Annotated in this window: 16 protein-coding genes and 1 tRNA gene; 11 read left to right on the top strand and 6 right to left on the bottom strand. The window is 66.3% G+C overall.

Annotation, left to right across the window (positions count from 1 at the left end; translation table 11 throughout):
- Positions 1–7: 7 nt before the first annotated feature.
- On the bottom strand, positions 8–1957 hold the full coding sequence (locus B8W69_RS10395) for a fumarylacetoacetate hydrolase family protein (protein WP_085289748.1): 1950 nt from the start codon (positions 1955–1957) through the stop codon (positions 8–10).
- Entirely contained in the window at positions 1954–4221 is a 2268-nt protein-coding gene (locus tag B8W69_RS10390; RefSeq protein WP_085289747.1) for an ATP-dependent DNA ligase, read from the bottom strand. Before B8W69_RS10390 ends, B8W69_RS10395 begins: the two co-directional genes overlap by 4 nt.
- Positions 4222–4350: 129 nt before the next feature.
- On the opposite strand from B8W69_RS10390, the gene B8W69_RS10385 reads away from it, so the two are divergent.
- From B8W69_RS10385 to ku, 5 genes are all read left to right on the top strand, one after another.
- Entirely contained in the window at positions 4351–5877 is a 1527-nt protein-coding gene (locus B8W69_RS10385) for a mannitol dehydrogenase family protein (protein WP_085289746.1), read from the top strand.
- The gene (locus tag B8W69_RS10380) at positions 5874–6731 is read left to right on the top strand and encodes an HAD family hydrolase (RefSeq protein WP_085289745.1); all 858 of its coding nucleotides are present in this window, start codon (positions 5874–5876) and stop codon (positions 6729–6731) included. The genes B8W69_RS10385 and B8W69_RS10380 overlap by 4 nt, the downstream gene beginning before the upstream one ends.
- A 56-nt stretch (positions 6732–6787) precedes the next feature.
- On the top strand, positions 6788–8215 hold the full coding sequence (locus B8W69_RS10375) for a mannitol dehydrogenase family protein (RefSeq protein ID WP_085289744.1): 1428 nt from the start codon (positions 6788–6790) through the stop codon (positions 8213–8215).
- A complete protein-coding gene (locus B8W69_RS10370) occupies positions 8212–9120 on the top strand; it encodes a carbohydrate kinase family protein (protein ID WP_085289743.1) in 909 nt (302 codons plus the stop codon). The genes B8W69_RS10375 and B8W69_RS10370 overlap by 4 nt, the downstream gene beginning before the upstream one ends.
- Positions 9121–9216: 96 nt before the next feature.
- Positions 9217–10122 (top strand): non-homologous end joining protein Ku, encoded by a 906-nt coding sequence (ku, locus tag B8W69_RS10365; protein WP_085289742.1) that lies wholly within the window; start codon positions 9217–9219, stop codon positions 10120–10122.
- 12 nt (positions 10123–10134) lie between these two features.
- Here the strand turns inward: ku and pstA are convergent, their stop codons facing one another.
- The 4 genes from pstA to pstS (B8W69_RS10345) all read right to left on the bottom strand — a co-directional run bounded on the left by pstA (position 10135) and on the right by pstS (B8W69_RS10345) (position 14512).
- The gene (pstA, locus tag B8W69_RS10360; protein ID WP_085289741.1) at positions 10135–11043 is read right to left on the bottom strand and encodes a phosphate ABC transporter permease PstA; all 909 of its coding nucleotides are present in this window, start codon (positions 11041–11043) and stop codon (positions 10135–10137) included.
- A complete protein-coding gene (pstC, locus tag B8W69_RS10355) occupies positions 11040–12014 on the bottom strand; it encodes a phosphate ABC transporter permease subunit PstC (RefSeq protein ID WP_085289882.1) in 975 nt (324 codons plus the stop codon). The genes pstA and pstC overlap by 4 nt, the downstream gene beginning before the upstream one ends.
- 32 nt (positions 12015–12046) lie before the next feature.
- A complete protein-coding gene (gene pstS, locus B8W69_RS10350; RefSeq protein ID WP_085289740.1) occupies positions 12047–13159 on the bottom strand; it encodes a phosphate ABC transporter substrate-binding protein PstS in 1113 nt (370 codons plus the stop codon).
- A gap of 252 nt (positions 13160–13411) precedes the next feature.
- A complete protein-coding gene (gene pstS / locus B8W69_RS10345; protein WP_085289739.1) occupies positions 13412–14512 on the bottom strand; it encodes a phosphate ABC transporter substrate-binding protein PstS in 1101 nt (366 codons plus the stop codon).
- Positions 14513–14751: 239 nt separating this feature from the next.
- Here pstS (B8W69_RS10345) and B8W69_RS10340 point away from each other — a divergent pair, with 239 nt between their 5' ends.
- The 6 genes from B8W69_RS10340 (at position 14752) to B8W69_RS10315 (ending at position 19999) form a co-directional block, all read left to right on the top strand.
- Positions 14752–15543 carry an SDR family oxidoreductase gene (locus B8W69_RS10340; protein WP_085289738.1) on the top strand — a complete coding sequence of 264 codons (792 nt, stop codon included), beginning with the start codon at positions 14752–14754 and terminating at the stop codon, positions 15541–15543.
- Between the two features lie 24 nt (positions 15544–15567).
- The gene (locus B8W69_RS10335; protein ID WP_085289737.1) at positions 15568–16644 is read left to right on the top strand and encodes an NAD(P)H-dependent amine dehydrogenase family protein; all 1077 of its coding nucleotides are present in this window, start codon (positions 15568–15570) and stop codon (positions 16642–16644) included.
- A gap of 83 nt (positions 16645–16727) precedes the next feature.
- Complete coding sequence (locus B8W69_RS10330) at positions 16728–17969, top strand: Nramp family divalent metal transporter (RefSeq protein WP_439330602.1); 1242 nt, start codon at positions 16728–16730, stop codon at positions 17967–17969.
- The gene (locus B8W69_RS10325) at positions 17970–19046 is read left to right on the top strand and encodes a poly-gamma-glutamate hydrolase family protein (protein ID WP_085289735.1); all 1077 of its coding nucleotides are present in this window, start codon (positions 17970–17972) and stop codon (positions 19044–19046) included. It abuts the gene before it with no gap.
- A 6-nt stretch (positions 19047–19052) separates the two neighbouring features.
- Positions 19053–19877, top strand: coding sequence for an LLM class F420-dependent oxidoreductase (locus tag B8W69_RS10320; protein WP_085289734.1), 825 nt, complete (start codon positions 19053–19055; stop codon positions 19875–19877).
- Positions 19878–19926: 49 nt separating this feature from the next.
- Positions 19927–19999 (top strand) — tRNA-Arg (locus B8W69_RS10315).
- Positions 20000–20085 lie beyond the last annotated feature (86 nt).

Genomic DNA, 20085 nt, shown 5'->3' with positions numbered 1-20085 from the left:
GCCGGCGTCACGCGGACCGCTTGGCCAGCCACTCGGCCTGCATCACCAGCAGGGCCATGACCTCCAATTGCGGTGTCTGCGGGTCGAGTTCGCGATACCGCTGATAGACGTTGACGACGACGCGCTCGGCGTCCAGCCACGTGGCGTACTCGCCGAGGTCGATGGTGTCGGCGGCCTCGGCCCACGACAACCCCCGGTGGTAGGCGTCCTCGGACTGTTCGGCGACGTGCACGAGATAGCCACGCACCGCGCGGATTCCGTCCGGATCGGTGACGGGGCCGTGGCCGGGCACCACCGTCGGCGCGTCCAGCGCGATCATCGTGTCGCACGCCGCGACCCAGTTGGCGATCGGACCGGCCCACACGATGGGCGTGCAGCCGATGAACAGCAGGTCGCCGGCGAACAGCACTCCCGCGTCGGGCACGTGCACCACCGAGTCGGCGGCGGTGTGCGCGGGACCCAGATTCAGCATGTCGATCCGCCGCCCGCCGACCTCGACGGACAGGTTGCGCTCGAAGGTCTGGTCGGCGTTGCGCAGCGTGATGTTGCTGAAGTCGAAGTGCCCGAATCGTTCTCGCGTGTACGGGGTCGCCACCGGCCCGAGGTTGGCGGTTTGCACCATGGCCAGCATCTCGGGCGCCATCCCGTGCTCGATCTCCTCGGCGGTTCCGTGCGCGGCGATGATGCGCACCGACGCGTCGAGCAGTTGGTTGCCGTGGGTGTGGTCGCCGTTGGAGTGGGTGATCAACGCGTCGGTGATGGGCGCGGACCCGGTGATGGGCCGCATCGCGGTGAGCATCTCGCGGGTCAGCGCCAGGTCGAACAGAGTGTCCACCAACAGGGACGCGTCCTCGCCGGCGATCAGCCCGGCGTTGCTCCACCCGTAGCCCCCGTCCGGCAGCGTCCATGCCCACACCCGGTCGGCGACCTGATGCAGCCCGCGGGTGTAAGGCACCCGGGCCGGTGCCCGATTGACCCGCGGCGCTGCGGGCGCGGCGTCCGGGTTGGGCCGCGCGGCCAACGCGTGTGGCGCGCGGCTCGCGCGGACGGTCTGGCGGGTCTCCCCCAAGCCCTGGACCTGGAGCGTGACGACGTCGCCGTCGTGTAGCCAGCCGGGAAACGATTCCAGCGCAGCGGGATTGAGATGCTCGACCAGTGTGCAGGTGGGCACCGTTCCGGAGCCGATGACGTCGCCGGGGTTGAGGGTGACGCCGCGCGAGGCGTAGGAGATGACTTCGCCGAACGTCCAGTCCATCTGGGCCGTCGACCCCGTACCGATGATGGCGTCGTTGACCAGGGCGGTAACCCGCAGGTCCAGCCTGCCTGGATGGGACGGCTGGCGGTACGGCTCGAGTTCGTCGGGGGTCACCAGGTAGGGACCCAGCGTGACACCGCTGTCCTTTCCCTTGCCCTGTCCGATACCCAGTTGGCTTTCCATCTGCTGCAGGTCGCGCGCGGACCAGTCGTTGAAGATGGTGTAGCCGATGATCGCCTGTTCGGCCTGCTCGACGGTGAGATCCCTGCCGCCGGCCCCGATCACCGCGGCGATCTCCAATTCGAAGTCCTGCCAAGCGGAACCGGGTGCTGTCGGCGCATTGTCGTAGGGCCCTAAAACGGTTGACGGACAGGCGAAGTAGAACGCGGGAATGCGATACCAGCTGTCGGCGAGCAGCCGTCCGGCGCCCAGCGCGGCTTGGCAGTTGCGCATGTGGTCCAGGAAGCACAGGGAATCCCGGATGGACGGCGGGCGCGGGATGGGCGCCAGCAGTCGGACGTCGGCGAGCGGTACCGACGCCGCCGGGGAGCGCTGCGCCTCCTCCCCCGCTTGCCGCAGTCCGTCAGAGCCTCGCGCGATCAGGTCGAGCAGCGTCACGCCCGCCGGCAGCGCGTGGATGGTGTCGCCGGAGAGGACCCCGACGCGCTCGCCGTCATCACCTTGGTAGGTAACCCATTTCACTCGCGTACCACCTCACTTGCTTTCTTGTCCGGCCGTAGCCCCCGCCAACTCGATTGGCGTAGCCGGTTATCCGGGGTCCACTCGCTGTAGCGCACCTCCCCGACCAGAACCGGCTCGACGTACGTGACGCCCCGGGTTTCGCTGCGGGGCAGCGGCGGGTGGAAGGGGGAATCGTCGGTGTGCAGCGGTGCCAGCGTCTTCTTCAGGTTGGTCAGGTCGCGTTCGGTGAACCCGGTGCCGACGCGGCCCGCGAAGTGCAGGCCGTCCGCGGTCGGGATGCCCATCAGCAGTGAGCCGATGCCGCTGCTGCGTCCGCCTTCCCCCGCCTTCCAGCCGCCGATGACGACTTCCTGGGTGTTCCAATGCTTGTCCTTGATCCAGGACGACGAGCGCCGGCCGGGCTGGTAGGTGGAGTCGCGCCGCTTGGCGATCACGCCCTCCCAGCCACGCTTGCCGGAGTGCTCGAGCGCCTGCGCGCCGTCCCCGGGCAGCAGTTCGGGAACGATGAGATCGCTGCCGGCGCCCAGCATTTCCAGCACCTTGCGCCGGTCTGAGTACCTGGCCCGCAGCAGCGAGCGGCCGTCGAGGTAGAGCACGTCGAACGCCCAGAATTCGACGCGCGATCCCCGGCCGCGGTTCTGCATCTCATGGAAGTTGGGCACACCCGAGGAGTCCAGGACGACGGCCTCACCGTCGAGGATCACGTGGTGCTCCGCGAGATCTTCTGCGAGCGAGCGTAGTTCGGGGTATTCGCCGGTGACTTCGCGGCCGCGCCGGGACCGTACCCGGATGGCGCCGTGGTCGGCCTCGATCAACAGCCGGTAGCCATCCCATTTGCCTTCAAACGCCCACTGGCCCGCCTTCAGCGCCGTCACCGAACCATGGGTGGCCAGCATGGGGGCGATGGTGTCGAAGTCGAAGACCTTCTGATCCTTCATCCGGTGCGCCAGCCACTGGTCGCCGTTGGTCTGAATTAGTGCATAGCGTCCGGAGATCTTGCCGCCGTGCAGATTGACGATGACTTCCCCTTTTTCGGCGGAGTCATTGAACTTTTCGGCCTCGTAGGTTCCGGAATCCCAGATGATCACCTTCCCGGCGCCATACTCGCCTTTGGGGATGATGCCCTCGAACCCGCCGTATTCCAGCGGATGGTCCTCGGTGTGGACCGCCAGGTGGTTCACCGAGGTCGTTTCGGGCAGGTTCTTCGGCACCGCCCAGGACACCAGCACGCCGTCCCGCTCCAGCCGGAAGTCGTAGTGCAGCCGGCGGGCGTGGTGTTCTTGGATGACGAAGCTATTCCCTTGTCCTATAGCCGGTTTCGCGACAGGTACCGGCTCGGGGGTTTTCGACGCATCGCGCATGCTGCGGTATCTGCTCAGGCGATCGGAAACCGGCGCATCCTCGTCCAGGGGTGCCAGCAGATCGCCGTCGCGGGCGACTCGGTACAGCACTTCGTCATAACGCAGCTGGCGCAGCGACGGGTCGTCGAGTTCCTCCCAGGTGCGCGGCGCCGCAACGGTGGGTTGTTCACGTCCGCGCAGCGAGTACGGCGCGATGGTGGTCTTGGCGCCGTTGTTCTGACTCCAGTCCAGAAAGATCTTTCCGGCCCGCAGGCTCTTCGTCATGGTCGACGTCACCAGCGTGGGCATCGTTTTTTCCAGTTGTTGCGCAACGCGTTTGGCCAACACCGTCGCGCCCTTACTGCTCACCGGCTCCTGCAGCGGCGTGTAAAGGTGCAGGCCCTTGCTGCCACTGGTGAGCGGATAGGTGGTCAACCCGATCGCGGTGATCAGTTCGCGGACGGCGCGCGCCACCTCGGCCAGTTGGGCCATCGTGACGCCTTCACCCGGGTCGAGGTCGAACACAAGGCGGGTGGCCGGGCCGGGTTTCAGTTCCTCGGCCCGGCTACGGGTCCACTCGGCGACAAAGCGCCACTGCGGTACGTGGACCTCCAGCGCGGCCTGTTGGGCGATCCAGGCCAGACCCTCGACGCTGTCGATGATCGGATACGTCGTCGTTCCGGATCGATGCGTCACGCTGGCGCGCGGCAGCCAGTCGGGCGCCGAAGAGGCCAGTTGTTTCTCGAAAAACGACTCCGCCTCGACACCGTTGGGCCAGCGCTTACGCGTGGCCGGCCGCCCGGCGATGTGCGGAATCATCACCTCGGCGATGCGCGTGTAGTAGTCGAAGATGTCACTCTTCGTGGTCCCGGTGGCGGGGTACAGCACCTTCTCTGCGTTGGTCAGTTTCAGCCGCGGCGCCATGTTGTCAAACTACGCGTTTCGCGCGTGTTAACCGCTTTGACCACGGCTAATCGTCCAATCACCAATTGACCTTGTGACATGACCCACGAAAGTGTTGGATTAGCGACCGAGCCCGGGCACAGACACTCAATGTTTGACGTGATCCCCTCCCCGTGGCGTCGAAACAGCGGCGTCCCGCTCAGCGATGCGACCCTACGACTGCATTCCCGGAGAATCGACGTTCCAACCTACGACCGGTCGTCCCTCGGCCGCGGAGTCGTCCACATCGGTGCGGGCAACTTCCATCGGGCGCACCAGGCCGTCTACTTCGACGATCTCGCCCGCGCGGGCATCTCCGACCGTTGGGGGGTTACCGGCGTCAGCCTCCACTCCCCGGACGTCAAAGACCTGCTGTCGCCGCAAGACGGGCTGTACACCGTGGTACAGCAAGGACACGATCGCCAAACCGCCCGCGTCGTCGGCTCGATCGGCTCCGTGCACTACGCACCGAACGATGGGACGGCCGTCCGCGCCGCCCTCGCAGATCCCCAAACCCGCATCGTCAGCCTGACCATCACCGGCAACGGGTACTTCCTGAATCCCGTCACCGACGAGTTCGACGCCGACGATCCCGACGTGCGCGCCGACCTGGTCGCGTCCGGCAACTACGCCACCGCGTGGGGGTACCTGGCCGAAGCTTTGGACCGGCGTCGCCACGCCGGCATCGCGCCGTTCACCGTGCTCTGCTGCGACAACATCCCCGGTGACACCCAGCCGGCTAGGACCGCGCTGGTGTCGTTCGCCGCTCTGAAGGACCCCGGGCTTGCCCGCTGGATCGACACGCATGTCGCGTTCCCGTCGACCATGGTCGATCGCATCACCCCACAAACTTCGAAGGCGGAGCTCAAATTCGTCGAGGAGACGTTCGGCGTCGCCGACAAATGGCCCGTCGTGACCGAGCCGTATTGCCAGTGGGTGATCGAGGATTCCTTCAGCAACGGGCGGCCGCCGCTCCACGAGGTCGGTGCCGAGTTCGTTGCCGACGTCAGCGACCACAAGCTGATCAAGACCCGGCTGCTCAACGGAACCCATATCGCGCTGGCATGCTTGGCCATCCTGGCCGGTTACCGGCGCACCGACGAAGCGATGCGCGACGGCATCATCTTCGATTTCGTCGAGAAGCTGCTGCGTGACGAGATTCAGCCGCTGCTGCCCCCGGTCCCCGGGATGAACACACCCGAATACCGGCGCACGTTGCTCGACCGGCTCGGCAATCCCCGAATGAGTGACCAGCTGCCTCGGCTGGCCCGCCGGGGAACAAGCAAGATCGCGACGTTCGTGCTGCCCTCCCTGCAGGAGGCGATCGCGCAGGGCAGGCCACACACCCTGCTGATGCTGGCGGTCGCCGGATGGGCCCGTTACATGCGCGGCCATGACCTCCAGGGACGAAAGCTCCGCCTGGAAGACTCGCAGGCGATACCGGTGGCTAGGTTGGCCAACATGGCAAGCAGTAATCCCGATCCGCTGCTGGGGCACGAAATGTTCGCCGAGGTGCGCGCGGTCCCCCTTTTTGCGGAGCGCCTCGGCGACATGATCGCGGATATCGACGCGCGCGGTGTGTTGCCCACGCTGCGTGACGCGCTGCGCCACGACCAGCGGGAGTTGGTGGCACGATGACCGCGGGCTTGACCTTCGTGCGCGAATTCGACCCGGCGCCGATCACCACCTTGCTCTGCGACGCCGATGACAACCTATTCGGGTCGGAGAGGCCGGCATTCGACGCCTCGACCGAGGTGACGAATCGTTTCCTGGCCAGGTTCGGCGTGACCGCCCCGCTCAGCTCCGAGGAGTTGCGTAAGCGCGCCGTCGGGAAGAACTTTCGTACCACGGCTCTCGACCTGGCGGTGCAGTGCGAGGTTCCGCTCGACCAGACGTTGGCCGAGGGCCGCACCGCCGCGGTGGTCGCGTCAGCCGCCGACGTGGCGAGCGGCCATGCGCTGTGCGCCGACGAGCTCGAGCGGTGGGTGCGCGACGAGCGTGAACGGGTCACCGCACACCTGGCCGTCACCCTGACCCCCGATCCGCGGGTGCTCGAACCGTTGCGCGACCTCGCGGCGCGCTACGCACTGGCGGCCGTGAGCTCGAGCGCCACCAAGCGTCTGCGTGCCTGCTTCACCGCGACCGGTCTGGCCTCGCTGCTACCGGAGGCGGTGACCTTCAGCGCGGAGGATTCTCTTCCAGTGCCGACAAGCAAACCCGATCCGGCGGTGTATCTGCATTGCGGCCAGGTACTGGGCGTCGCACCCGAACAGGGGCTGGCCATCGAAGATTCCGTGGCCGGCGTGAAGTCCGCGGTCGCGGCCGGGTACGCAACCGTCGGCAACCTGATGTTCGTGTTGCCCGACGAACGGGATTGCCGCCGTGCAGAATTGATCGATGCCGGCGCAGTCGCGATCACCGATTCGTGGCGTGCTCTTGCTGATGTCCTGTTGCCGTCGGCTGTGCCGGCCGGACGTTCCCAACTCCCGTAGGACATCGACCTCGCAGTAACGATCCGGGCCGCGACCCGGGGAGGAGGTGGCCAACGATGGCCAGCGCGATCAACCTGAACAACGCGATCGATCTGAACAATGCGTCGCTCTCCGAGCTGCCGATCGACGCGCCGAAGTATGACCGCGGCAGCGTCAGCGTCGGGATCGCGCACATCGGCGCCGGTCACTTCCACCGGGCCCATCAGGCCGCGTACATCAATCTGCTGCTGCAGCAAGGTTTGGCGCGCGAGTGGGGCATTTGCGGGGTCGGTGTAATGCCTGCCGACTGGACCATGCGCGACGTCCTCAATGGCCAGGACGGGCTGTACACGCTGATCCTGGAAAACCCCAACGGCAGCCGCGATGCCCAGGTGATCGGCTCGATCATCGACTACCGCTACGCCCCGGACGATCCGGATTCGGCGTTGAAGGTGCTTGCCGCCCCGTCCACCCGGATCATTTCACTGACCATCACCGAAGGTGGGTACCGCGACCCCGATGGGCCCGCCTTCGCCTTGATCACCGAGGCGCTCGCCCGACGGCGCCAACGCGGGATCAACGCGCCGACGATCGTCTCCTGCGACAACATCGAGAACAACGGTGAGGTCGCCAGGCGCACCGTGCTCGCGAGCGCAGAACACATGGATCCCGAGTTGGCCGAGTGGGTGGCGGAGCACGCCCGGTTCCCGAGTTCGATGGTCGATCGCATCACCCCGGCAACGACTTTGGAGATGGCCGCGGAAGTGCGACGCGACTTCGGCATCAACGACCGGTGGCCGGTGGTGGCCGAGCCGTTCACCGCCTGGGTCATCGAGGACGCCTTCGCCGACGGTCGGCCGCCGCTGGAGCAAGCGGGCGTGCTGTTGGTCGACGATGTGCGCCCGTACGAGCTGATGAAGCTGCGACTGCTCAACGCGGGACATCAGTGCCTGGCCTACTTCGCCCATCTCTGTGGCTTCAAGTTCGTCCACGAGGCCGCGAGCGATCCTTTGTTCGCCGAATTCCTGCGTGCCTACTTCGAATCCGAAGCTATTCCGACGCTGCCGCCGGTGCCGGGAATCGACCTGCATGAGTACAGCCGCACGCTGATCGAGCGGTTTGCCAACCCGGCCGTGCGGGACACCGTTGCGCGCGTGTGCGCCTACTCGTCGGACCGCATCCCGAAATTTCTGTATCCCGTCATCTGCGACAACCTGGCCAACGGCGGGCCGGTCCGACTGGCGGCAGCGGTGGTGGCGAGCTGGGCCCGCTACGCCGAGGGGGTCGACGAGTGGGGCAACCCGTACGAGGTGTTGGACCAGCTGGCGGACTCGCTCATCCCGATCGCCAGGTCGCAGCACGAGAATCCCACCGTGTTCATCGAGATCACCGCGGTGTTCTGCGATCTGGCCCATCAGCCACGCTTCGTCGAGGCGTACCTCTGGGCCCTGGATTCGTTGCACAGCAAGGGAGCTCGCGCGACACTGGATGCCCTGGTGCGATGATCCGCGGGCTGGTGATCGGTGAGTCGCTGATCGATATCGTCGGGAGCGACGAGCATGTCGGCGGCAGTCCGCTCAACGTCGCCGTCGGACTCGGTCGGCTGGGCCGCCAGGTCGACTTCCTGACCGCGATCGCCGACGACCCGTACGGGCGGCGCATCGTCGACTACGTCGAAGCCGCAGGAGTGCAACTGGTTTCGGAGAGCCGGACCGCGCAGCGCACGCCGACCGCACGGTCAACCATCGCCGAAGACGGGTCGGCCGAATACGTGTTCGATCTGGACTGGCGACTCTCCGGAACGCCGCCGGTCGCCCCGCCGCTTTTCGTCCACACCGGATCGATTGCCGCCGTGCAGGATCCGGGCTGCCTGGCGGTCGCGGCGCTGATCGACACGTATCGAGTCTCGGCCACGGTCACCTTCGATCCCAACGTTCGGCCGTCGCTGATCGCCGACCGGGAACTGGCCGTCGAACGCATCGAGCACCTCATCGAGCGCAGCGACATCGTGAAGGTCAGCGAGGAAGACCTGCGCTGGATCGACCCCGCTCACCCGCCCGAGCAGATCGCGCAAACGTGGCTGCGTTTGGGTCCGGCCATCGTGGCGGTGACGATGGCCGACCGGGGCGCGGTGGCCTTCTGCGCGACGGGCGTCGCCCGGGTGCCGACGCGCGCCGTGCACGTGGTCGACACGGTCGGCGCCGGTGACTCGTTCATGGCCGGTCTGCTCGACGCGCTGTGGGAATCGGGATCGCTGGGCGGCGACCGTCGCGCCGACTTACATGGGATCAAGGTGGACGCGCTGACGACGGCGCTGGAGGCGGCGAGCCTGTCCGCGGCGCTGACGGTCGCTCGCGCCGGAGCTGACCTGCCGGATCGGGCCGCGCTGGACGCGGCTTCGCATCAGTAGGGGCATGCCCCGATAGTCGAAAGCCCGGGCGGACAATCCCAGGTCGTAGCCCTGCCGTGCTGTTTTGCCGGCGGCCCTACGGGCATACTGACTTGCATGCGCTCCATCTGGAAGGGTTCCATCGCGTTCGGGCTGGTGAACGTCCCGGTCAAGGTGTACAGCGCCACCCAAGACCACGACATCAAGTTTCATCAGGTGCACGCCAAGGACAACGGCCGCATCCGCTACCAACGCGTTTGCGAGGTGGACGGCGAGACGGTCGAATACCGTGACATCGCCCGGGCTTACGAATCCGACGACGGTCAGATGGTCATCATCACCGACGACGACATCGCCACCCTGCCCGAGGAACGCAGCCGCGAGATCGAAGTGCTGGAGTTCGTTCCGGCCAGCGAGGTGGACCCGATGCTGTTCGACCGCAGCTACTTCCTGGAGCCGGACTCGAAGTCGTCGAAATCCTATGTGCTGCTTGCCAAGACGCTTGCCGAGACGGATCGGATGGCGATCGTCCACTTCACACTGCGCAACAAGACTCGGCTGGCGGCCTTGCGCGTCAAGGACTTCGGCAAGCGTGACGTGATGGTGATCCACACCTTGTTGTGGCCCGATGAGATCCGCGATCCGGACTTCCCCATTCTGGACAAGAAGGTCGAGATCAAGCCGGCCGAACTCAAGATGGCCGGTCAGGTGGTGGAGTCGATGGCCGAGGATTTCAATCCCGACCGCTACCACGACACCTACCAGGAGCAGCTACAAGAGCTGGTCGACGCCAAACTCCAAGGCGGGGAAGCGTTTACCACCGAGGAGCAGCCCAAGGAGCTGGACGAGACCGAGGACGTCTCGGATCTGCTCGCCAAGCTGGAGGCCAGCGTGAAGGCGCGTTCCGGTAACGGCAAGGCACCCGCGAAGAAGGCCGCGGCGAAGAAGGCCCCCGCGAAGAAGACCGCCGCCAAGAAGGCTCCGGCCAAGAAGGCGGCCTCGAAGGCGTCGTCGAAGTCCTGACCCGCTGTCGGGTCAGCGTCTGCGGGTGGCCAGGAAGCGGGTCAGCGCCGCCACGATGTTGATGACGGCGACCATGATGATCAGGGTCAGCGCCGCACCCCAGATCCGCAGGAAGCCAGCGTGTTCGGGGTTGGTGAGCTCGGTGTAGATCAGCAGCGGCAGTGACGCCATGTTGCCTTGGAAGATGTCGACGTTGATCGAGCGGCTGTAGCCGACCAGCACCAGCACCGGCGCGGTTTCGCCGATGACCCGCGCGACGGACAACAGGATTCCGGACACGATGCCGGGCGTCGCGATCGGTAAAACGATCCGCACGATGGTCTTCCATTTGGACACGCCGAGCGCATAGCTGGCCTCGCGCAGGTCGTCGGGCACCAGCCGCAGCATCTCCTCGCCGGAGCGCACCACCACCGGCAGCATCAGCAGGACCAGGGCCAGCGACACCGCGAACGAACTCTGCTGGAAGCCGAGGGTGGCGATCCAGAGGCTGAAGATGAACAGCGCCGCCACGATCGAGGGCACGCCCGCGAGCACGTCGACCATGAACGTCGTCAGCCGCACCAGGCGCCCGGATCCGTACTCCACCAGGAAGATCGCGGTCATCAACCCCAGCGGCACGGACAGGAGGGCGGCCACCCCGGCCTGCACCACGGTTCCGTAGAGCGCGTGATAGATGCCGCCGGCGAACTGCTCCGGCAGGATCCCGTGCAGCGAGTGGGTCCACCAACCGGTCCGGGTGACCGCGTACCAACCCCGGGCCACCACGACCGACAGCACCCAGACCAGCGGCACCAGCGCGATGACGAAGGAGGCGACGAAGAATATCGTCGCCGCGTTGTTCGTGATCCGGCGGCGGATGCTGACGGGCCGGAACGCCTGGGTTTTGACCGGCCGGTCGAACGCTTCGACCGTGGCTGTCATCCGTTGACCTTTCCGCCGGCGATGGTGCGCGCGAGCGCGTTGACGACGAACGTCAAGACGAACAGCGCGAAACCCGCGGCGATATAGGCGCCGGTGGGCAATGGTTCACTGAATTCGGCTGCCGCGGAGGCGATTTTCGAGGCGAACGTGTAACCGCCGTCGAACAGCGACCAATTCCCCGGGCGAGCGGCGGAGCGCAAGATGATCAGCACCGCCACGGTCTCGCCGAGCGCGCGGCCCAATCCCAGCATTGACGCCGCGATCACACCGCTGCGGCCGAACGGCAGCACGGTCATCCGCACCACCTCCCACTTGGTGGCACCCAGCGCCTGCGCAGCTTCCATCTGGATGTGCGGGGTCTGGCGGAACACTTCCCGCGAGACCGACGTGACGATCGGCAGGATCATCGCCGAAAGCACGATGCCCGCGGTGAAGATGGTGCCGCCGCCGGCCAGCGACACGTTGCCCTGCTTGAACAGGAAAAACCACCCCAGGTTGCGGTTGAGGAACGCCGCGACGGGCTCGATGTTGGGAGCCAGCACGAAGATCCCCCACAGCCCGAAGATGATCGAGGGCACCGCGGCCAGCAGGTCGACGATCGCCCCGAACGGGCGAGCCAGCCGCCTGGGCGCATATTGGGTGAGAAACACCGCGATCCCGACCGCGACCGGCACCGCCAGCACCAGCGCTGTGAGCGAACTCAGCACCGTGACCATCAGCAGGTCGCGGATGCCGAAGGCGAGCTTGCCCGGGTCGGTGGTGCTGAACTGTGCGCTGGTGAAGAAGTTCGCGTGGTTGACGCGCAACGACGGGATGGCGCGCAGCAACAGGAAGACCGCGATCAGCAGGATGGCGACCACGATCGTCGAACCGGCGGCGGCGGCCGCCAACTTGAACAGTCGATCAGCCCGCCGCCCCACGTGTTGGCTCAGCGCAGTCAGTGCCGGCTTCTCCGCGGTCGATGGGCTGATTGCTGTTCCTCGTGTCACGAGACCACCTCAGGTTATGTGATGGCGTTAATGGAAGCAGACAACCTCGACTTGAACGCGTCAGGGATGGGGATGTAGCCGTTGTCGGCCAGGCCGTTCTGCCCGGCGCCGATGGTGCTCTGCAGGAACGCCTTGACCGCCGTACCGACCTGGGGGTCGGGATACTTCGAGCAGACGATCTCGTAGGTGGCCAGCACGATCGGGTAGGAACCGGCCTGGGTCGGCTTATAGAAGGACAGCGTGTCCAGCACCAGGTCGTTGCCCTGGCCGACGATCTTGGCTCCAGCAATCGTCTTGCCCACCGAGTCGGCGCTGATCGACACCGCATCCGGGCCGGCCGAGGTGATGATCTTGGCCGTGTTCAGTTTCTGCGCCTGAGCAAACGACCACTCGTTGTAGGTGACGGAGCCCTCGGTCGCCTTGATCGCCGCCGAGGTGCCGTCGTTGCCTTTTGCTCCCTCGCCGACGCCGCCCTTGAACGTCTTGCCGGCGCCCTTGCCCCACGCGCCGTTGGAGGCGGCATCGAGGTACTTCTGGAAGTTGTCCGTGGTGCCGGATTCGTCGTTGCGGAACACGACGTGAATCGGCTCGGACGGCAGGGTGGCTCCCGGGTTGAGCGCTTGGATCGCGGGGTCGTTCCACGTCGTGATCGCACCGTTGAAGATCTTGGCGGCCGTGGCGCCGTCCAGGCTCAGTGAATTGAGGCCCGCGACGTTGTAGGTGATGGCGATCGGGCCGAAGACCACCGGCAGGTTCCATGCCGGCGACCCGCATCGCTGTTGCGCGGCGGCGTATTCGCTGGTCGCCAGCGGCGAGTCCGAACCACCGAAATCTGTTTGCTTACCGTTGAATTCGCTGATTCCCGCGCCCGACCCGTTGGCGGTGTAGTTGAGCGTCTGGCCGGGGCAGGCCTGCTCGTACGCGTTGACGAACCGGGTCATCGCGTTGGCCTGAGCCGTCGAGCCGCTGGCCTTGAGGGCCTTCTTTCCACCGCAGCTCACGTTGCCCGACGAGGAGCCGCTCGTTGCGCTCGCGCCGGTCCCGTTGTTGTCGCTTCCGCATGCCGACAACGCCAGCGCGCCGGCGCTCACGACACTCAGCACGGCGCCGAATCGGTTGAGTTTCAATTCGCTTCCTTACGGTAGGGATGAAACAGGCTCGCCGCCGGTCGATAGCCGTAGCGCCCGACCAGCCGTCTCGCAGCCACGAAGCTAACAGTAACAAGGTGAACGTTGAGCAAATTGTTCGGCGCTCATCGCTGAACGCGGTGGCACCGTACGGCGACGTAGGCGCGGGCGGTACCCGACAGCGCTTCGACACGCGCCGGCAGCAAAGAAAATCGGTTGGCTTTCACGGCGCCCCGCCCGCGCCGTCTCACATCACGAGATGGCGTTGATGGACTCCGCCAGCCGCGACTTGAATGACGCGGGCACCGGGATATACCCGTTGCCCGCCAACCCGTTCTGTCCATCGCCAATGATGTTCTGCAGGAACGCCTTTACCGCCGCGCCGACCTGGGGATCGGGATATTTCGAGCACACGATCTCGTAGGTGGCCAGCACGATGGGATAGGAGCCGGGCCGGGTCGGCTTGTAGAACGAGAAGGTGTCGACGACCAAGTCGTTGCCCCGCCCGGTCAGGGTGGCGCCGGAGATCGTCTTGCCGACCGACTCCGCATCGATCGACACCGGGTCCGGGCCGGCCGAGGTGACGATCCTGGCGATCGCCAGGTTCTGCGCCGACGCGAACGACCACTCGTTGTAGCTGATCGACCCTTGGGTCGTTTTCACGGCCGCCGACGTGCCGCCGTTGCCCTCGGCGCCCTCGCCGACCCCACCGTTGAAGGCCTTGCCGATGCCCCTGTCCCACACGCCGTCGGACGCGGAGTCCAGGTATTTCTGAAAATTGTCCGTGGTGCCGGACTGGTCGCTGCGAAACGCGACGTGGATGGGCTCGGCGGGCAGCAGGCTGCCGGGGTTCAGCGCCCGGATCGCGGGATCGTTCCAGGCGGTGATCGCGCCCTTGAAGATTTTGGCGGTGGTGGGGCCATCCAGGATCAGCGAGTTGACGCCCGTGACGTTGTAGGTGATCGCGATCGGGCCGAAAACCACCGGCAGGTTCCATGCCGGCGAACCGCATCGCGCCTCGGCGGCGAAGTATTCGATCGGGGCCAGCGGCGAGTCTGAACCTGCGAAATCGGTTTGATTACCTGTGAATTCACCAATGCCGGCACCCGAACCGTTGGGGGTGTAGTTCAGCGTCTGGCCGGGGCAGGCCCGCTCGAACGAGCTGACGAAGCGGGTTATCGCGTTGGCCTGCGCGGTCGATCCGCTGGCCTTCAGCGCCTTCTTTCCACCGCAATCGACGTGGCCCGGCAGGGTCGCCCCGCGCCCCCATGTCTCGCTGCCCGCGCACCCCGACAACGCCAGCCCACCGGCCATCAGGACAGCCATTGCGGCACCAAACCGGTTGCGCCTCAAGTTACTTCCTCACGGTGAAGACCAGACACGATCGTCGCCGTTCAGCTAACAGCACCAAGGTTAACGGCGGGCGAATGGTCGCCCGGCAGAGGTGGGTGGCCGGTGCCGCGTGTATGCCTGCGCTGCGGGCCGCATCGCCACACCCGTGTGCAAAAGTAGAACCTGTTCCAGAAATGCCCGATCCGAGACGGCGCGGCTTGCTACCGTGTCGGCTGACATCGAAATGAAGAGAGGCCGCCATGATCCTTGACAGGTTCCGTCTCGACGACAAAGTCGCCGTCATCACCGGTGCGGGCCGCGGCCTCGGGGCGGCCATCGCGCTGGCCTTCGCCGAGGCGGGCGCCGATGTCCTCATCTCCTCACGCACGGAGTCTCAACTAGAAGCCGTCGCAGAACAGGTCCGGGCCGTCGGGCGGCGGGCCCACGTCGTGGCCGCCGACCTGGCGCACCCCGAGTCCACTGCGGAGCTGGCCGGCAAGGCCGTCGAGGCATTCGGGAAACTAGACATCGTCGTCAACAACGTCGGCGGCACCATGCCCAACACGCTGCTGACCACCTCGACCAAGGACCTCAAGGACGCATTCACCTTCAACGTCGCTACCGCTCACGCGCTCACCATCGCGGCGGTGCCGCTGATGCTGGAGCACTCCGGCGGCGGCAGCATCATCAACATCACCTCGACCATGGGCCGGCTGGCCGGGCGTGGTTTCGCCGCCTACGCCACCGCAAAAGCCGCGCTGGCGCATTACACCCGGTCGTCCGCGCTGGACCTGTGCCCGCGCATCCGGGTCAACGCCATCGCACCCGGCTCGATCCTGACCTCGGCGCTGGACGTGGTGGCCTCCAACGACGAATTGCGCGAGCCGATGGAGAAGGCGACACCCATGCGCCGCCTCGGCGACCCGGTCGATATTGCCGCTGCCGCAGTGTATTTGGCGTCGCCAGCTGGAAATTTCTTGACCGGCAAGACGCTCGAGGTGGACGGCGGCCTGACCTTCCCGAACCTCGACATCCCCGTCCCGGACCTGTGAGCCCCGACCGCTAAGGAGCACGTCATGCCCATCCCCGTCGTCCAATTGGGCACCGGCAACGTCGGTATCCACGCCCTGCGCGCGCTCATCACCAATCCGGAGTTCGACCTGAAGGGCGTCTGGGTGTCCTCGGACGCCAAGGCCGGGAAGGACGCGGCGGAGCTTGCGGGGCTTAGCGAGTCGACCGGTGTGCTCGCCAGCACCGACCTGGATGCCGTACTGGCCACCGGCCCGCAATGCGCGGTGTACAACGCACTGGCCGACAACCGGTTGCCTGAGGCGCTCGAGGACTACCGGCGTGTCCTGGCGGCGGGAATCAACATCGTCGGCAGCGGCCCGGTCTTCTTGCAGTACCCATGGCAGGTCATCCCCGAGGAGCTCATCAAGCCCCTGGAAGACGCCGCGCAAGAAGGGAATTCAAGCCTCTACGTCAACGGTATTGATCCCGGCTTCGCCAACGATCTGCTGCCGCTGGCGCTGGCGGGTACCTGCCAGAGCATCCAGCAGATCCGGTGCATGGAGATCGTCGACTACGCGACCTATGACAGCGCCGCGGTCATGTTCGACGTGATGGGATTCGGCAAGCCGATGGACGACATCCCGATGCTGCTGCAGCCCGGTGTGCTGAGCCTGGCGTGGGGATCGGTGATCCGGCAGATAGCGGCCGGCCTGGGCATCACGCTCGACGAGGTGACGCAGGAATACGTGCGGGTGCCTGCGCCCGAGGATTTCGACATCGCCTCGGGCCATATCGCCAAGGGCACCGCCGCGGCGTTGCGCTTCGAGGTGTTCGGCGTGGTCAACGGCGACCCCGTCGTCGTCCTCGAACACGTCACCCGGTTGCGCGAGGACCTGTGCCCGGAGTGGCCGCAGCCCGCGCAGAAGGGCGGTTCCTACCGCATCGAGATCACCGGCGAACCGTCTTATGCCATGGACGTCTGCCTGTGCAGCCGCAAGGGCGATCACAACCACGCCGGCCTGGTGGCCACCGCGATGCGCGTCGTCAACGCGATCCCCGCGGTGGTGGCCGCCCAGCCCGGCATCGTGACAACCCTGGACCTGCCGCTGGTCACCGGCAAGGGGCTTTACCTCCCGCAGTGAGGCTCGAGGGCGGGAAACGCCGTAGCCGCTGCAGGTCGCGCCGAGATGTTCGACTAACCTCACTTTCTTATTCGGTGATGTGAATCGAGGTCGACACGTTGGGGCAGCGCACCCAGGGCTCGCTCAAGGGCAACTGGTATTTGCTCGGGCCCGCGTTCGTCGCTGCGATCGCCTACGTCGACCCGGGAAACGTCGCCGCCAATGTCAGCGCCGGCTCGCAGTACGGCTACCTGCTGCTGTGGGTCATCGTCGTGGCCAACGTGCTGGCGGGCCTGGTGCAGTACCTGTCGGCGAAGCTGGGGCTGGTCACCGGACGCTCCCTGCCCGCCACGATCGGCAAGCGGATGGGCCGCGGGGCGCGGTTGGTCTACTGGGCTCAAGCCGAACTCGTGGCCGTCGCGACCGACGCGGCCGAGGTCGTCGGCGGGGCCATCGCCTTGCACATTCTGTTCAGCCTGCCGCTGCTGGCCGGCGGGCTGGTCACCGGCCTGGTGGCCTTGCTGCTGCTGGGGATCCAGGACCGGCGCGGGCAGATCATCTTCGAGCGGGTCATCACGGGCTTGTTGCTGGTCATCGCGGTCGGGTTCGCGGCAAGCTTCTTCGTCAAGACGGCCCCACCTGAGGAGATGGTCGGCGGATTGGTGCCCCGGTTCCACGGCACCGAAAGCGTGCTGCTGGCGGCCGCCATCCTGGGCGCCACCGTGATGCCGCACGCGGTCTACATGCATTCGGGCCTGGTCCTGGACCGGCACGGGCATCCCGACGAGGGGGCACACCGGCGCCTGCTGCTGCGCGTCACCCGCTGGGACGTCGTGCTGGCGATGACGGTGGCCGGCACGGTGAACGCCGTGATGCTGGTGATCGCCGCGGTCAATCTGCAGCACCGTGACGTCAGCGCCTCCATCGAGGGCGCCTACTCCGCGATTCACAACACTCTGGGCGCGACCATCGCGGTGCTATTCGCGGTCGGGTTGCTCGCGTCGGGTCTGGCGTCGTCGTCGGTGGGCGCCTATGCGGGCGCCATGATCATGCAGGGATTGCTGCACCGGTCGGTTCCGATGGTGCTGCGGCGGGTGATCACCCTGGTGCCCGCCCTGGTGATCCTGGCGGTGGGATTCGACCCCACCCGCGCACTGGTGCTGTCGCAGGTGGTGTTGTCGTTCGGAATACCTTTTGCCGTGCTGCCTTTGATCAAGCTGACCAGCGATCGCGGGCTGATGGGCAGCGACGCCAATCACCGCATCACGACGATTCTCGGCTGGGCCGTCGGCATATTGATTAGTCTGCTTAACGTGGTGCTCATCTGGCTGACGGTGACGGGCTGAATGCCGGCCCTCCGGCACCTTTACTTCGCATACGGGTCGAACCTATGCGTCAGGCAGATGGCTCAACGCTGCCCCGACGCAGCGCATCCGCGGCCTGCCGTGCTGGCCGATCACGACTGGCTGATCAATCAGCGCGGCGTGGCCACCGTCGAGCCGCTCGCCGGCAACCAGGTGTACGGGGTGGTGTGGCGGATCTCCGACGGTGACCTGGCGACGCTGGACAGCGCCGAGGGGGTGCCGGTCCGCTACCGGCGCGACGAGATGACCGTGCACACCGATGACGGACCCGAGCCGGCCTGGGTCTACATCGACCACCGCGTGACGCCGGGCCCGCCCAGACCGGGCTACCTACCCAAGATCATCGACGGCGCCACGCAGCACGGGTTGCCGCAACGCTGGGTCGACTTCTTGCGCCGCTGGGATCCCGCCGGCTGGCCCCGCCCGAAATCGTTGTCGACGTCCGGCCCTGGGCCACAGTCACTTGCGGCGTTACTGAGCGATCCCGGGGTGACCGAAAGCAGCCAATTACGTTCGCGGTTCGGCTTTCTCGCGATCCATGGCGGCGGGCTGGAAGAGATGACCGACGTGGTCGCCGAACGTGCCGCCGAGGCCGCCGGCGCGTCGGTGTACGTGGTGCGCCATCCCGACGCTTATCCGCATCACCTGCCGTCGGCCCTGTTCGACCCGGCCGAGTCGCCGCGACTCGCCGAGTTCCTCGACCATGTCGACGCCGCGGTGTCGCTGCACGGGTACGGCCGCGACGGTCGCAGCACCCAGCTGCTGGCCGGCGGCCGCAACCGGGCGCTGGCCGCTCACCTGACCCAGCACATTCAGCTCACCGGCTACCAGGTGATCACCGACCTCGACAAGATCCCGCCGGAATTGCGCGGCCTGCATCCGCGCAACCCGGTGAACCGGGTGCGGGACGGCGGAACCCAGCTGGAGCTCTCGGCCCGCGTCAGGGGGATCAGCCCGCGCAGCCCGCTGCCGGGTGATGACGGTTTGTCCTCGGTCACCAGCGCCCTGATTGAGGGGTTGGCGCAGGCCGCCCGTAGTTGGTCAATGTCGGATCGTTGAACGGAGATGTTGGTGGCCAAGGATTTTCGCTTCGGAATGAGCATGCGGTTCTTCAAGTCGCGCGAGGCACTGCTCGACAAGGCCAAGCGCGCTGAGGACGCGGGCTTCGACATTCTTTGTGTGCCCGACCATTTGGGTGCCGCGGCCCCGTTCCCGACGCTGACCGCGGTCGCGATGGTCACCACGACGCTGCGGCTGAGCATGTATGTGCTCAACTCCGCGTTCTACAAGCCGGCCCTGCTCAGCCGGGACATGCAAGGCCTGGATCTGCTCAGCGACGGCCGCCTGGAGATCGGGCTTGGCACCGGTTACGTCCGGGAAGAGTTCGAAGCCGCGGAGATCCCGTATCCCAGCGCAGGCGCCCGGGTCGACTATCTCGAGCACATGACGAAGTACCTGAAAGAGCACCACCCGTCGACGCCGCTCATCATCGCCGGCAATGGTGACCGGGTGCTGACCATCGCCGCCCGCAACGCCGACATCATCGGGCTGACCGGCTCCAAGGTGCGCGATGTCGAGGACCCGTTCGCCGAACGCGTGGACTTCGTCCGCAAGGCTGCGGGAGACCGGTTCGACTCCCTCGAGTTGAACCTGGCCATCACGGCGATGCCGCGTGCCGGCGAGACCGAGCCCGACCTCAAGCTGACCCGCGCTTACTCGCCGGACCTGTCCGACGAACAGATCCTGTCCCAGCCCTCGGTGCTGAGCGGTTCGCCCCGCGAGATCGCCGACACGCTGATCGCATACCGCGAAAAGTACGGTGTGTCGTCCTTCACCGTGCAGGACAACAACATCGACAACTTCTCGAAGGTGATCGCCGAACTGCGCTGACCGCCGCGGCGATTTACCGGCGGGCGTGCCGGTAAGCTCAGGCCCGTCCGCCCCCGTAGCTCAGGGGATAGAGCACGGCTCTCCTAAAGCCGGTGTCGCAGGTTCGAATCCTGCCGGGGGCACGTCAGAGAGTGTATGACCTCGGTTGATGCTTGACATTTTGTCTTCGGGTGATGGCTGACAGTGTTTCGGTTGATGGTTGACAGTT

The sequence above is a fragment of the Mycolicibacterium vulneris genome (genome assembly GCF_002104765.1).
In the GTDB taxonomy this organism is placed as follows: domain Bacteria; phylum Actinomycetota; class Actinomycetes; order Mycobacteriales; family Mycobacteriaceae; genus Mycobacterium; species Mycobacterium vulneris.
Note: the sequence above shows the minus strand (reverse complement) of the source record. Positions and strands in the feature narration are given on the sequence as shown.